15 protein-coding genes are annotated in these 13,817 nt (G+C 66.2%); 9 read left to right on the forward strand and 6 right to left on the reverse strand.

Translation table 11 applies throughout. The annotated features are described in order from the left end of the window. Positions 1–4: 4 nt before the first annotated feature. From ACFO0J_RS17230 to folE2, 4 genes are read left to right on the forward strand one after another with little or no spacing between them, the layout of a single operon-like run. A complete protein-coding gene (locus tag ACFO0J_RS17230) occupies positions 5–283 on the forward strand; it encodes an exodeoxyribonuclease VII small subunit (protein WP_376814377.1) in 279 nt (92 codons plus the stop codon). Further along, complete coding sequence (locus ACFO0J_RS17235) at positions 280–1,197, forward strand: polyprenyl synthetase family protein (RefSeq protein WP_376814320.1); 918 nt, start codon at positions 280–282, stop codon at positions 1,195–1,197. The genes ACFO0J_RS17230 and ACFO0J_RS17235 overlap by 4 nt, the downstream gene beginning before the upstream one ends. 28 nt (positions 1,198–1,225) lie before the next feature. After that, on the forward strand, positions 1,226–3,088 hold the full coding sequence (gene dxs, locus ACFO0J_RS17240; protein WP_376814321.1) for a 1-deoxy-D-xylulose-5-phosphate synthase: 1,863 nt from the start codon (positions 1,226–1,228) through the stop codon (positions 3,086–3,088). Further along, positions 3,085–3,897: a GTP cyclohydrolase FolE2 gene (gene folE2, locus ACFO0J_RS17245; RefSeq protein WP_376814322.1), complete on the forward strand. Its 813-nt coding sequence runs from the start codon at positions 3,085–3,087 to the stop codon at positions 3,895–3,897. Before dxs ends, folE2 begins: the two co-directional genes overlap by 4 nt. Positions 3,898–3,912: 15 nt before the next feature. On the opposite strand, the gene ACFO0J_RS17250 is transcribed toward folE2, so the two are convergent. Next, a complete protein-coding gene (locus ACFO0J_RS17250) occupies positions 3,913–4,794 on the reverse strand; it encodes a hypothetical protein (RefSeq protein ID WP_376814323.1) in 882 nt (293 codons plus the stop codon). 206 nt (positions 4,795–5,000) lie between these two features. Further along, positions 5,001–6,509, reverse strand: a complete 1,509-nt coding sequence (locus tag ACFO0J_RS17255; protein ID WP_376814324.1) for a hypothetical protein — start codon at positions 6,507–6,509, stop codon at positions 5,001–5,003. Positions 6,510–6,877: 368 nt separating this feature from the next. Here ACFO0J_RS17255 and rpsF point away from each other — a divergent pair, with 368 nt between their 5' ends. From rpsF to ACFO0J_RS17280, 5 genes are all read left to right on the forward strand, one after another. Next, positions 6,878–7,246 carry a 30S ribosomal protein S6 gene (gene rpsF / locus ACFO0J_RS17260; protein ID WP_376814325.1) on the forward strand — a complete coding sequence of 123 codons (369 nt, stop codon included), beginning with the start codon at positions 6,878–6,880 and terminating at the stop codon, positions 7,244–7,246. 19 nt (positions 7,247–7,265) lie between these two features. Further along, the gene (gene priB / locus ACFO0J_RS17265) at positions 7,266–7,559 is read left to right on the forward strand and encodes a primosomal replication protein N (protein ID WP_376814326.1); all 294 of its coding nucleotides are present in this window, start codon (positions 7,266–7,268) and stop codon (positions 7,557–7,559) included. Between the two features lie 46 nt (positions 7,560–7,605). Further along, positions 7,606–7,878, forward strand: a complete 273-nt coding sequence (gene rpsR, locus ACFO0J_RS17270; protein ID WP_376814327.1) for a 30S ribosomal protein S18 — start codon at positions 7,606–7,608, stop codon at positions 7,876–7,878. Positions 7,879–7,894: 16 nt separating this feature from the next. Beyond that, a complete protein-coding gene (gene rplI / locus ACFO0J_RS17275) occupies positions 7,895–8,350 on the forward strand; it encodes a 50S ribosomal protein L9 (RefSeq protein ID WP_376814328.1) in 456 nt (151 codons plus the stop codon). Between the two features lie 105 nt (positions 8,351–8,455). Next, a complete protein-coding gene (locus ACFO0J_RS17280; protein ID WP_376814329.1) occupies positions 8,456–9,826 on the forward strand; it encodes a replicative DNA helicase in 1,371 nt (456 codons plus the stop codon). Positions 9,827–9,833: 7 nt separating this feature from the next. Here ACFO0J_RS17280 and pdxA read toward each other — a convergent pair whose 3' ends face one another. Genes pdxA through ACFO0J_RS17300 form a run of 4 tightly spaced genes read right to left on the reverse strand, consistent with a single transcriptional unit; the run spans position 9,834 to position 13,661 of the window. After that, positions 9,834–10,844 (reverse strand): 4-hydroxythreonine-4-phosphate dehydrogenase PdxA, encoded by a 1,011-nt coding sequence (gene pdxA, locus ACFO0J_RS17285; RefSeq protein WP_376814330.1) that lies wholly within the window; start codon positions 10,842–10,844, stop codon positions 9,834–9,836. Further along, positions 10,834–12,723 carry a PhoH family protein gene (locus ACFO0J_RS17290; RefSeq protein WP_376814331.1) on the reverse strand — a complete coding sequence of 630 codons (1,890 nt, stop codon included), beginning with the start codon at positions 12,721–12,723 and terminating at the stop codon, positions 10,834–10,836. Before ACFO0J_RS17290 ends, pdxA begins: the two co-directional genes overlap by 11 nt. A 21-nt stretch (positions 12,724–12,744) precedes the next feature. Beyond that, entirely contained in the window at positions 12,745–13,215 is a 471-nt protein-coding gene (locus ACFO0J_RS17295) for a peroxiredoxin (RefSeq protein ID WP_376814332.1), read from the reverse strand. Beyond that, positions 13,212–13,661: an Mth938-like domain-containing protein gene (locus ACFO0J_RS17300; protein WP_376814333.1), complete on the reverse strand. Its 450-nt coding sequence runs from the start codon at positions 13,659–13,661 to the stop codon at positions 13,212–13,214. Before ACFO0J_RS17300 ends, ACFO0J_RS17295 begins: the two co-directional genes overlap by 4 nt. Positions 13,662–13,817: the final 156 nt, after the last annotated feature.

Here is a 13,817-nt window from a genome sequence, read left to right on the forward strand (position 1 = left end):
ACCCATGGTCAACGATCAAACCTCGCCGGACACCACGCCCCGGCCCGCCGATCCATTGCCCCAGGACTTCGAAACGGCGCTGGCCGAACTCGAAGACCTGGCCGGCCGTATGAACGACGGCAATCTGGGCCTGGACGAGTCCATCGCCTTGTATCAGCGCGGCGTGGCGTTGGCCCAGGTATGCCAGCGACGGCTGGAAACCGTCGAGCAGCAGGTCCAGGTGTTGCAGGGCCAGTTGCTCCAGCCTTTCGACGACGACGCGACGGCGCGGGACGCGACATGAACGCTGTGCCGGGAAATTTCGACGCCTGGCTCAGCAGCCGGGTGGATCACGTCGCGGCGGTGCTCGACGATCTGCTGCCGCCTGTTCAGGACGATCCTGCGCGCCTGCACGAGGCCATGCGCTATGCCGTCCTGGGGCCGGGCAAGCGGGTGCGCGCCGCCCTGGTCTACGCGGCCGGCGAGGCCAGCCGTGCCGCGACCGGGACGGCCGCCGCCCAGGATCTGGCGCTGGACGCCGCTGCTGCTGCGGTCGAACTGATCCACGCGTATTCGCTGATCCACGACGATCTGCCCTGCATGGATGACGACGACCTGCGGCGCGGCCGGCCCACCGTCCATCGCCAGTTCGACGACGAGGCCCTGGCCATGCTGGCCGGGGATGCCTTGCAGCCGCTGGCCTTCGATTGCCTGGCGCAGATGCCGATCGCGCCGGCCCTGACCGTTCAAGCCGTGCAGCTATTGGCCCGTGCCGCCGGCAGCGACGGCATGGTGGGCGGCCAGGCCATCGACTGCGCCAGCGTCGGCCAGGCGCTGCCGATCGAGGCGCTGCAACACATGCACCGCATGAAGACCGGCGCGCTGCTGGAAGCCAGCGTTTTGCTGGGCGGGGTGGTGGCCGGGGCCAGCAGCACGGCGCGCGCCGGCCTGGAGTCCTACGCGGCGGCCATGGGGCTGGCTTTTCAGGTGGTGGATGACATCCTGGACGTGACCGCCGATTCGGCCACGCTGGGCAAGACCGCCGGCAAGGACGCCGCCCAGGGCAAACCGACCTACGTCTCCATCATGGGGCTGGACGGCTCGCGCGAACTGCTGGACAGCCTGCGCGAGCAGGCGTACACCGCGCTGCTGCCGCTGGGGCCGTCGGCGTGCCGCCTGCGCGAACTGGCTGACTTCATCATCGGGCGGTCCCATTAGCGTGGACAGGCCCTGGATTCAAAGCAACATGACTAGACTACTGGAAGGCATCCAATCGCCGGCGGATCTGCGCCGGCTTGACCGTCGGGACCTCAAGGAACTGGCCGCCGAGCTGCGGGCGTTCGTGCTGGACTCCGTCTCGCGCACGGGGGGGCATCTGTCCTCGAACCTGGGGACGGTCGAACTGACCCTGGCGCTGCATTACGCGTTCAACACGCCCGATGACCGGCTGATCTGGGACGTGGGCCATCAGTCCTATCCGCACAAGATCCTGACCGGGCGCCGCGAGGCCATGTCCGGCCTGCGCCAGCACGGCGGCATCTCCGGATTCCCGAAGCGCGCCGAATCGCCGTATGACGCTTTTGGCACGGCGCATTCCTCGACCTCGATCTCTGCCGCGCTGGGCATGGCCGTGGCGTCGCGCAACGCGGGCGACGCCCAGCGCCAGCACATCGCCGTCATCGGCGACGGGGCCATGACGGCCGGCATGGCCTTCGAGGCCCTGAACAACGCCGGCGTCACGTCCGACGTGAACCTGCTGGTGGTGCTGAACGACAACGACATGTCGATTTCGCCGCCGGTGGGGGCGCTGAACTATTACTTCGCCCGCCTGTTGTCGGGGCAGTTCTACGCCCATGCCAAGAACATGGGGCGGGCCGTGCTGCAGCATGTGCCGCCCGTGCTGGCGCTGGCGCGCAAGCTGGAAGGCCATGCCAAGGGCATGCTGTCGCCCGCCACGCTGTTCGAGGAACTGGGCTTCAACTACATGGGACCGATCGACGGCCACGACCTGGACGTGTTGATCCCCACCCTGGAAAACGTGCGCCGGCTCGGCGGCCTGCAGTTCCTGCACGTCGTCACGCGCAAGGGCCAGGGCTACAAGCTGGCCGAAGCCGACCCGGTCCTGTATCACGGCCCGGGGAAATTCGATCCTTCGGTCGGCATCCAGAAACCGGCTGCGCCAGCGCGCCGGTCCTTCACCCAGGTCTTCGGCGACTGGCTGTGCGATATGGCGGCGGCCGACACCCGCCTGGTGGGCATCACGCCCGCCATGCGCGAGGGCAGCGGCCTGGTCGAATTCGAGCGTCGCTTTCCGCAGCGCTATTTCGACGTCGGTATCGCCGAACAGCACGCGGTGACTTTTGCCGCCGGCCTGGCCTGCGAAGGCTGCAAGCCCGTGGTGGCCATCTACTCCACCTTTTTGCAGCGCGGCTATGATCAGTTGATCCACGACGTGGCCCTGCAGAACCTGGACGTGACCTTCGCCCTGGACCGGGCCGGCATCGTCGGTGCCGATGGGGCGACCCACGCCGGCAATTACGACATCGCCTATCTGCGCTGCATTCCGAACCTGGTGATCGCCACGCCCTCGGACGAGCACGAGGCCCGGCTGCTGCTGAACACCTGTTTTCTGCACGATGGACCCGCCTCGGTCCGCTACCCGCGCGGCGCCGGTTGCGGCGCCGAGCCGGGCGACAGCCTGGACCCGGTCGAACTCGGCCGCGCCGTGGTGCGCCGCGAGGGCCGGAGCGTCGCGCTGCTGGTCTTCGGCACCTTGCTGCCCGAGGCCGCCCGCGCGGCCGAAGCGCTGGACGCCACCCTGGTGGACATGCGTTTCGTCAAACCGTTGGACGAGGCGCTGCTGCGACGCCTGGCCGAGACCCACGAGCTGTTCGTCACGGTCGAGGAGGGCGCTATCATGGGCGGCGCCGGCAGCGCCGTGGCCGAATGGCTGAACCGGGAGGCGATCGTCCTCCCGATCCTGCAACTGGGTTTGCCGGATGAATTCATCGATCATGGGGACCAGAAGGCCATCCTGGCCAGTCTCGGTCTGGATGCCGGCGGAATCGAGGCGTCGATCCGCCAACGCTTGAAAAGGAATGCGTCATGAACACCCTGCTGGATCCGGTCGCGACGGCGATGCCTGATGTGCAAAGCGGGCCGGATACGCGTCGGATCGCCATTCAGCGAGTCGGGGTGCGCGGCGTGCGCCATCCCCTGCTGGTGGCCGGCGGCGCCGGCCAGCCCCAGGCGACGATTGCCGCGTGGGAAATGACCGTGGCCCTGCCGGCCGAGGAAAAAGGCACGCACATGTCGCGCTTCATCACGCTGCTGGAGTCGCATCGCGCCCAGCCGATGACGCCCGCCGCCCTGTGTGACCTGGGGCGGTCCATGCTGGACCTGCTGCATGCGGATGCCGGCGACCTCGCGGCCGATTTCCCTTATTTCATCGACAAGGCCGCGCCGGTGTCCGGCGTGCGCAGCCTGATGGACTACCAGGTGCGCTGGTCCGTCCACGCCCGCCGGGACGAGACGCCGCGCTTTTCCCTGTCCGTCCAGGTGCCGGTGACCAGCCTGTGCCCTTGCTCGAAGGCGATCTCGGAATACGGCGCCCACAACCAGCGTTCGCACGTCACCGTGGACCTGGAATACGACACGGTCCAGGCCGTCGACCTGGATGCCTTGATCCGCGGCGTGGAATCCCAGGCCTCGTGCGAGTTGTGGGGCCTGCTGAAGCGTCCCGACGAGAAATTCGTCACCGAGCGCGCCTACGAGAACCCGAAATTCGTCGAGGATCTGGTGCGCGACGTGGCCGTGATGCTGCAACGCCTGCCCGGCGTGGCGTCCTACCAGGTCACGGCGGAAAACTTCGAATCCATCCACAACCATTCCGCCTATGCGGTGGTGAGCAGCCGCTAGTATGACGGGAAAGCCTCAGCAGCGCGGATACAGGTCGATCATCGCCCGATAGACCAGGCTCTGCCGGCGCCACAGGATGTAATCACACACCCCGCCCATGTGGATGGTGGCCTCCCCGGGTGTGCATTGCAGGGCAAAGCCGATCGTGTTGTTTTCGACTTCGCGTGTGCTGACCTGATCGCCCCGCCCGTCGCTCTCGTCCGCCTGCGCTTTGGCCCGTGCGACGCTCGCTTCGATGTTGGCGAGTTCCGCTTTCAGGGCCTGTATCGCCTGATTCTGATTGGGGGCCTGCCTGCGGATCTGCTGAAACGTGCCGGGAATGCTTTGGGCGAGCAGGTCCGTGCGGATCCGGCGCAAGGTCGCGTCGGGAAAGTCATGCATGGCAGGCGCCAGAAAGGCGAAGGTCCCCTGGCATGATACCGAGGACATCCCGGCGGGCAGGGGAATCCGGGACACGGCCGGGCCCGGTACGCCGTCCGGACCCGGTGCGCCATAGCCGCCCCCCGACGATTGAGGATTGTCCCACCAGCGCTGCTCATCACCCCGCACGGTGTCCCCCAACTGGCGCGCCGTTTTGGCCAGGTCGTGCTGCTGATGCGAGGACAGCCCGGAGGCGGCCAGATCCAGCACCATGCCGCCGATGGCCCGTGACATATTGTCCGGCCCCAGGCCTGCCAGGGCCGACTGATTGACCTCCGGAACCTCGACCATGGCCAGAGGCTGCTGCAGGCGGCTGCTGTGCTGGTTCTTGTACTGCGCGTGCAAATGCGCGCCATATTGCAGGATCACCGCGGCCGAGGCGTTGGCGGCGGGCGGTTTGCCCGCTTGCCCCGGCGCCTTGCGGCAGGACGCCGGCAGGTTTTTCCAGGCGCTGACGGCTTCGTCGCGCATGCCCATGGAGGCAAGCAGCGCAAATTCCTTCTGCGATGCCTCGCACGAGGCTGCCGTAACAGGCGCACTGTATCCGGTCAGGACACCGGACAGGATCAGGCAGAAAGCCCACGATCCTGTGGCGGCCCGGCGTAGAGGCCCGGACGGTGCGGATGCCCTGCGCCGGGTCGCCTTTGGATATCCCCCAAAGAGGTGGACAGTCTCGGGCATCGTCATTTGCGCAGCTTTTTATAAATCGCCTGCAATTGGCGATGAATATCATCCTGGCTTTCGCCGCTGATGCTGGTTTTCATCCCTTCGATGGTCACGTCGATCGCCTTGGCGCGCAGTTCAGCGCCGGGCACCAGCTCTTGCAGCAGGGCTTGCGACAGGCTCTCGCTTCTTTGGGCGAACAGCGCTTCTGTATTGATCACGTGGCTGCTCAAGGCCATCGGGTTGTAGGCGGTCGCACCGCCAAACAGGCCTGAGCTGAAACCGCCCGCCAGCACGGCGCCCACCTGCATCCAGCCCAGTCCTTGCGCTTTGGCGTAGCCGTCGGCCAACAAGCGTCGGCTTTGGCGGAAACTCCTGCCGTAGTTGCCATTGAGGATGGATTGCTGCAAGGCGTCGTCCTGCGCGAGCAGCCAATCGTTTTCCGCACCCAGCAGCTTTTCAATGATGGCAAGATTGCGCGCGTCATTGGGCTGGGGCGCCTGGTTTGCCGCCCGCTCGGCCAGCGCCGGATCGTAGCGGCGCACATACCCGGCCAGACTCTGCCGGTACACCGCAGGCAGGTCGATCTGCTCCAGCGCATGCACCGCCATGCGCGCAATCCAGTCCGAGGTGTCATTCTGGATGGTGTCGGATGTCGCCATGAAGCCTTCCTCGGTGCTCAGCTTCAGGTACTTGTCCTGATTTTTTTCCCACACACTCTCTGATGTGGTGACGAAGCCCGCCTGCAAGGCCTTTTTATGCTTGGGGTAGTCCGTCAACGGGGCGGTTTTGGCGGAGTAATAATGCAGCGGTGCAAATGCGGGCGCGTCGCGCACCGTCAGGTCCCGGCAGTCGTCAGCCTGCGGTTTGTAAAACGGGTGATGTCCTGCCACCATGACCAGATTGCCGCAGGTTTCCGGGGATTGCGACGCGGCGGTGCGGATGTTGAAGGTGGGCGTGTAGCCCGATCCGACCGTTTCCGTCATCGCGCTGGGCAGCTCATACAGCTCGATGATCAGTGTCGAAACACCCGGTGCCTCCAGCACGGGCCGATTGATGAAGCGGCCCTGGGCATAGTCCAGCACGAAAGGTTCCAGCCGGACCCGGTCGATATCCATGTAGCGACCCAGAATGGTCTTCAGCTCGGCGGCATAATATGTAGAGTGCTCGGCCAGCAAGGGCACATAGCGGTTGGTAAACGACGAGTTGCCGCAACTGCTGAACGGATGATTCAGGAAATCGTTGTATCGGCAGGCGTATTCTTCGTTGAGCTGGGCCAGCGCCGCCGGTGCGGCGACCAGCGGAAACTGGATGCTGACAATGGCGCCTTCCGGCATCTGCATCTGATGCGCGGCGGGCTGGGGGTTCATCCCGGCAGGCAGATTGGCCACATGGGTGGCGCAGCCGCCCAACAGGGCCAGCGCCACGCCGGAGACGGCCAGCCCTGCCGGCCGCGTCCACCCGTCACGATCATTATTTTTATGCGTCATGTATCCTCCCGATTTGCTGACAATCTGCCAGGCTCGCATCCATCAGCGGCCCGGTTATCGGAAGGCATGCTACTGAGCCCCGTGGTTGATTTCGTCCCCCAAATAGGGGAAATCAAGGGGTCCTCATCAGCGCGGCGGCGCGCCAATCCTCGGCAGGACGATGCGTGCACCACTTTGGGGCTGTTCGAAGCCTGCCCCAAAGTGGTGCGCGTGTCGGCCGAGATCTGATGCAAGAATCTCGGTCAAGGTCTTGGACTCGCACCAAATCAATGTGCTAGAATGCCGGGTTACTTGCTCGACCGTGCTTGTGGCGCGTCCAATGGACGCGTCCGTGGCTTCCAGGAAGGAGGCCGCATCGTGCCGGCGGGCTGTCTGTCAACATCACAGATATCCACAAGGAGTCTTACATGCGCCACTACGAAGTAGTGTTCATTGTGCACCCCGATCAGAGCGAGCAAGTGCCCGCCATGATCGAGCGCTACCAGACCATGGTCACCAGCAACGGCGGCCAGATCCATCGCGTCGAGGACTGGGGCCGCCGCCAACTGGCCTACCCGATCCAGAAGCTCGTCAAGGCCCACTACGTGTGCTTCAACATCGAGTGCGGCCAGACCGCCCTGGATGAACTCGAGCACTCGTTCCGCTACAACGACGCGATCCTGCGCCACCTGTTCGTCAAGACCAAGCACGCTCACACCGAACCGTCCATCATGATGAAGTCGGTCGAGCGCGAGGAAGCCCGCAAGGCGACCGCGACCGAGTCCACGAATTCCTGATCCGGAGTTTGCGCGTTCCGTGAACCGGGTCGAAATCGCAGCGCGTCTGGCCGAGGCCGAGCCGCTGCGCCACACGCCGGCAGGCACGCCGGTGCTGCGGCTCCGGATGGCACATGAATCCGAGGTCCTCGAGGCCGGCGCTCCCCGCATCGTCCGCATGGAATTGCAGGCGGTTGCACTGGGAGACGTAGCCCAGGAACTGGCAGCGGCGCCGATCGGCGCACTGATCCAGGCCATCGGATTCCTGGCGCCGTTGCGGCAGGGTTCGGACCGGCTGGTGTTCCACATCCAGCGGATCGCGCAGGCACACTGAATGAACATGCCGGGCAGAGGCCCGGCCACAGAGAAAGGCAACCATCATGGCTTACTTCAAGAAAACCAAGGAAAAGCGCAAGTTCGGGCAACAGAATCCGCTGTTCAAGCGCCGCAAGTTCTGCCGCTTCACCGTCGCCAAGGTCGAAGAGATCGATTACAAGGATCTGGACACCCTGCGCGATTTCATCCAGGAAAACGGCAAGATCATTCCGGCTCGCCTGACCGGCACCAAGGCGCACTACCAGCGCCAACTGGACACCGCCGTCAAGCGCGCGCGCTTCCTGGCCCTGTTGCCGTACACCGACAACCACAACTGATCCGAGGTTTCCCGTCATGCAAGTCATTCTGCTTGAAAAAGTCATCAATCTCGGCAACCTGGGCGATGTGGTCCGCGTGCGCGACGGCTATGCCCGCAACTACCTGATCCCCCAGAAGATCGCCCGCCGTGCGACCGACGCCGCCCTGAAGGAATTCGAGGCCCGCCGCGCCGAACTGGAAAAGCACCAGGCTGAAAAGCTGGCCGCGGCCCAGGCCGTGGGCGAGAAGCTGGCCGGCTACGTGCTGGTCCTGAGCCAGAAGGCCGGTGTCGACGGCCGTCTGTTCGGCTCGGTCACCAATATGGACGTGGCTGCGGGTCTGCAGGCCGCCGGTTTTGCCGACGTACACAAGGCCCAGGTCCGCATGCCGGACGGCGCCATCAAGACCGTGGGCGAGTTCCCGCTGCAGGTCGCTCTGCACGCCGACGTGGTGGCCGACATCTCGGTCACCGTGCAAGGCGAAATGGCCTAAGGCACTGCAACGCCGCGCGCCATTCCTCGTGGTAATGTAGGGATGGCGCGGCGTCGCTGAAAAAGGCCGGCGTAATTGCCGGCCTTTTCTTTTAGGAGTTCAGGTTTGGAAATCGAAGCCGACGCGCAACTGGATTATCTGCGTGTGCCGCCGCACTCCATCGAGGCCGAGCAGTCGGTGCTGGGCGGGCTGCTGCTGGACAACGCCGCCTTTGACCGCGTGGCGGACGTGCTGGTCGAGGACGACTTCTACCGCTTCGATCACCGCCTGATCTGGCAGCACATCACCCGGCTGGTGGGGCTGGCGCGGCCGGCCGACGTCGTCACCGTCCACGAATCCCTGACCACGGCCGGCAAATCCGCTGAATGCGGCGGCTTGCCGTATCTGAACGCGCTGGCGCACAACACGCCCTCGGCGGCGAACATCCGCCGCTACGCGGAAATCGTGCGCGAGCGGTCCATGCTGCGCAAGCTGGTCTCGATCGCCGACGAGATTTCATCGGCCGCCTTCAATCCGCAGGGCAAGGAAGCCCGGGAAATCCTCGACGAGGCTGAATCCCGCGTGTTCCAGATCGCCCAGGAAGGCGCGCGCGGCATGGCCGGGTTCCAGGAAATCCGGCCCCTGCTGGCCCAGGTGGTCGAGCGCATCGACGAGCTGTACCACCGCGAGGGCGATTCCGACGTGACCGGGGTGCCGACGGGGTTTGAAGACCTGGACCGCATGACCTCGGGCCTGCAGGCCGGCGACCTGGTCATCGTGGCCGGACGCCCGTCCATGGGCAAGACCTCGTTTTCCATGAACATCGGCGAACACGTCGCCATCGAGCAGGGGCTGCCGGTGGCCGTGTTTTCCATGGAAATGGGCGCGGTGCAACTGGCCATGCGGATGATCGGCTCGGTCGGCATGCTGGACCAGCACCGCATGCGCACCGGCAAGCTGAACCAGGACGACTGGCCGCGCCTGACGCACGCCGTGCAGAAGGTCGAAGAAGCCCAGATCTACATCGACGAAACCCCCGCGCTGACGGCCATGGAACTGCGCGCGCGGGCGCGGCGCCTGGCGCGCCAGTGCGGGCAGCTCGGCCTGATCATCATCGACTATATCCAGCTCATGTCCGGCAGCGGCGGCGAGAACCGCGCCACCGAAATTTCAGAGATCAGCCGTTCGCTCAAGGGCCTGGCCAAGGAACTGAACTGCCCCCTGATCGCCTTGTCGCAGTTGAACCGCAGCCTGGAACAACGCCCCAACAAGCGGCCCGTCATGAGCGATTTGCGCGAATCGGGCGCTATCGAGCAGGACGCCGACGTGATCATCTTCATCTACCGCGACGAGGTCTACAACCCCGATTCGCCGGACAAGGGTACGGCCGAGATCATCATCGGCAAGCAGCGTAACGGCCCCATCGGCACGGTGCGCCTGACCTTCCAGGGGGCCAGCACCCGCTTCCTGAATTTCTCGGCCGCGCCGGGGTTCTAAGAGCCCCTCAGGCCGCGGTCATTTTCAAGGCCATCCGCACGGCCGCGCGCAGCGAGGCCGGGTCGGCGATCCCGCGGCCGGCAATGTCGAAGGCCGTGCCGTGATCCACGCTGGTGCGCACGAAGGGCAGGCCCACGGTCACGTTCACGCCTTCGTCCAGGCCCAGGTATTTCACCGGGATCAGGCCTTGGTCGTGATACTGGGCGACCACGATGTCGAATGCTCCCTGGCGGGCGCGCATGAACACGGTGTCGCCCGGCCAGGGGCCGCTGGCGTCCAGGCCTTCCGCCCGGGCCTGGGCGATGGCCGGTGCGATATGGCGGGCCTCTTCGTCGCCAAAGGCGCCGCCTTCGCCTGCGTGCGGGTTCAGGCCCGCCACGGCGATGCGCGGCCGGGCGATGCCCGCCTGGCGGCAGGCCCGCTGCGCCAGGCGGATGGCGCGCAGTTCGGCCGCCGGGCTGAGGGCTGCAGGCACCTGGGACAGGGCGATGTGGATGGTCACCAGCAGCACGCGCAATTCGTCGTTGGCCAGCATCATGGCGTAGTCCGCCGTGCCGGTGCGTTGCGCCAGGATTTCGGTGTGGCCGGGAAAATCGACGCCGCCCGCGTGCAGCGCGCCTTTGTGCAGGGGCGCCGTCACCAGCGCACGCACCCGGCCGGCCTGGGCGTCGTCGATGGCGTGGCACAGATATTCATAGGCGCCGCGTCCGGCGCGCGGGTCTTCCCGGCCCCAGGGCAGGTCGTCCGGCAGCGCGTCCCAACGGTTCAGCACGCCGATCGCGCCGCCGACCGTGCCCGCGCCCGGCGCCTCCAGCGGTTGCACCTGCAGGTCCGTCAGTCCCAGCGCGGCGCAGGCGCGCCGCAAGGCGCCCGCGTCGCCGTAGACCACGGCGGGGTGGGGCAGGCCTTCTGCGAACAGGCGGGCGATCAGTTCCGGACCGATCCCGGCGGCGTCCCCCAGCGTAAAGGCCAGGGGCGCGCCGGCCGGCGCGGTCGGGAAACCGGGCTCAGAGGGCATCGCTGGCATAGTCGGCCAGCCGGGACCGTTCGCCGCGCTGCAAGGTGATGTGGCCGGCGTGCGGCCAGCCCTTGAAACGGTCCACCACGTAGGTCAGCCCCGAACTGCCCTCGGTCAGGTAGGGCGTGTCGATCTGGGCGATGTTGCCCAGGCAGACGATCTTGGTGCCGGGACCCGCGCGGGTGACCAGGGTCTTCATCTGCTTGGGCGTCAGGTTCTGGGCCTCGTCGATGATCAGGAGCTTGTTGAGGAAGGTGCGGCCGCGCATGAAGTTCATTGACTTGACCTTGATGCGGGAACGGATCAGGTCCATGGCGGGCGTCTTGTTCCAGTCCTGGCCATTGCTGCTGCCGGGCGCGCCGAGCGCGCCTGCCGCGCCCTGGTGCAGGACTTCCAGATTGTCTTCCAGCGCGCCCATCCAGGGCAGCATCTTTTCTTCTTCCGTGCCCGGCAGAAAGCCGATGTCATCGCCCACCGGCACGGTGGCGCGGGTGATGATGATTTCGGTGTAGCGCTTGGTCTCGAAGGTCTGGGCCAGGCCGCTGGCCAGGGCCAGCAGGGTCTTGCCGGTGCCCGCCTGGCCCAGCAGCGACACGAAGTCGATGTCCGGGTTCATCAGCAGGTTCATCGCGAAGTTCTGTTCGCGGTTGCGCGTGGTGATGCCCCAGACGCTGTTCTTGGCGTGGCTGAAGTCGCGCAGGGTGGAGAGTACGGCGTTTTTGCCCGTGACTTCGCGTACCTGAGCGTACAGCGGCATTTCGCCTTCGTAGTAGACGAATTCGTTGACGATGAACTCGCTGCACAGCGGCCCGCGCAGGCGGTACCAGGTCAGGCCGTTCTGCTGCCAGGATTCGATGTCCTTGCCGTGCTTGTTCCAGAAATTTTCCGGCAGCGGCATGACGCCGTCATAGAGCAGGTCGGAATCGTCCAGGACGTGGTCGTTCAGGTAGTCCTCGGCCGGCAGGCCCAGCGCCCGGGCCTTGAGGCGCATATTGATGTCCTTGGACACCAGCACGACCTCGCGCTTCGGGTTTTCCCGGCGCAGCCCGTGGACCGTACCCAGAATGACGTTGTCCGCCTTGCCCATGGGCAGTTCCAGGGGCAGCGTCGTGTCGGTGGGGCGGGTCTGGAAGTACAGCGAGCCCAGCGCGTCGGTGTTGCCCAGCGCGTCCAGCGGCACGCCCTTGGACAGGTCTTCGGTGCCGATCAACTGGTCCAGGTAACGGCTGACCTGGCGGGCGTTGCGAGCGACCTCGGACATGCCTTTCTTCTGATGGTCGAGCTCTTCGAGCACGATCATGGGCAGGAAGACGTCATGTTCGGCAAAGCGGAACAGGGACGAGGAGTCGTGCAGCAGCACATTGGTGTCCAGCACGAACAGCTTGCGCTGCGACGCCGGCAGGCGCTTCGGGCGCGCGCGGGCCGCGGCGGGCCGGGCCGGCGCGGGCGCGGTTTTGGCGGGGGCCGCCTGGGCGGCGACGGGCGCGGCCGGGGTTGCGGGGGCTGCCTGAGCGGGTTTGCCTGCCTTGGCAGGGGGCTGGGCGGCCACTGCGGGCGCTTGGGCTGCGGGCGCCTGGACTGCGGGGGATGGGGCGGCGGCCGGCGCCTTGGCGGCCCGGGCGGGCGCAGGCGATGCTTTCGCCGCAGGCGCCGCGGCGGATGCCGGCGCAGGTGCCGCGCGGCCGGCCGATTTGGTCAGGATGGCGGCGACCGGACGGGCCTTTGCGCCCCGCGTGCGAGGGGCGTCCGGGAGTGCGTCCAGGGACAGGTCAAGCGCCGGGCCGGGCACGGCGCGGGCTGGAGCCGATTCGGGCGTTACGGTCCGGGTGGCGGTTTCGACGGTGTCGCCCGGGCGGGTCGGCGGTTTCGGAAGGGGCATTCAGGCTCCTGGGGAGGCCGCTCAGGCGGCCAGGTTTTGCGCGGCTTGCAGGACTTCGTCGGCGTGGCCGGGGACGCGCACACCGCGCCATTCCTGGACCAGGATGCCCTGGCGATCGATCAGGAAGGTGCTGCGCTCGATGCCGCGCACCTGCTTGCCGTACATGTTTTTCTGCTTCATGACGCCGAACAGGGCGCACAGGGCCTCGTCGGGGTCGGCGATCAGGGGAAAGGACAGGGATTGCTTGTCGATGAAACCCTGGTGGGATTTCAGCGAGTCGCGGGAAATGCCGTAGATCGCGCAGCCCAGCGCTTCGAACCGGTCGTGGCGGTCACGGAAGTCCTGGGCTTCGACGGTGCAGCCCGGGGTGTTGTCCTTGGGATAGAAATACAGGACGAAAGGCTTGCCCCGCAGCGCGGCGGAATCGAAGGGACCATGGGTGGTTTCGGCGGTCAGGGGGGGCAGCGGGCGGCCGATGGCGACAGTGGTCATGAGGGATCTCCGGGTAGCAAGAGGGCCAGGACGCGCCGTTCCTCCGACATGAGGATGTTGTAGGTCCGGGCGGCGGCCTGGGTGGTCATGGTCTCGACGCCGATCCCCAGCGACAGCAAGGGCCGCAGGACGTCGGGACGCAGGAATATCTGGCGCGGGCCGGTGCCGATCAGCAGCACCTCCGGCGCGTCGGCGGGGCGCTCGAGCGCGGGCTCCGCGTCGTCGAGGAAGGCCAGCGGATCGCGGGCGGCCGGCTTCAGGCCGACCAGGTCCTGGAGCAGGGCGGCGTCGAGTTCAGCGGCGGCGCGCACGGCGAGGCCGCGGATCGGACCTTCGGGGGCGAAGCAGATGGCGCTGTCGTAGCGGACCCGATTGATTTCCAGGAAGCCGTCACCGTAGGCGGTGACGGTGTTGAGCGCGGGGTTCTGGTCTTTTTGCAATAGCACGGGCAAGCTCCAGTGTTCCCGTGATGATAGCGCAATCGTGTGACACGCTTTGCGTGTGCAGGCCGGGTTGCGTGCGCATCCATCGTGCGCACGTCCGATGTTCAGCGTGCGCATTGTCAAAGCATCCATTTGCGAGTCGCGGGCGCATGCGATAGA

This window comes from Castellaniella hirudinis (assembly GCF_042651965.1).
GTDB lineage: Bacteria > Pseudomonadota > Gammaproteobacteria > Burkholderiales > Burkholderiaceae_B > Castellaniella > Castellaniella hirudinis.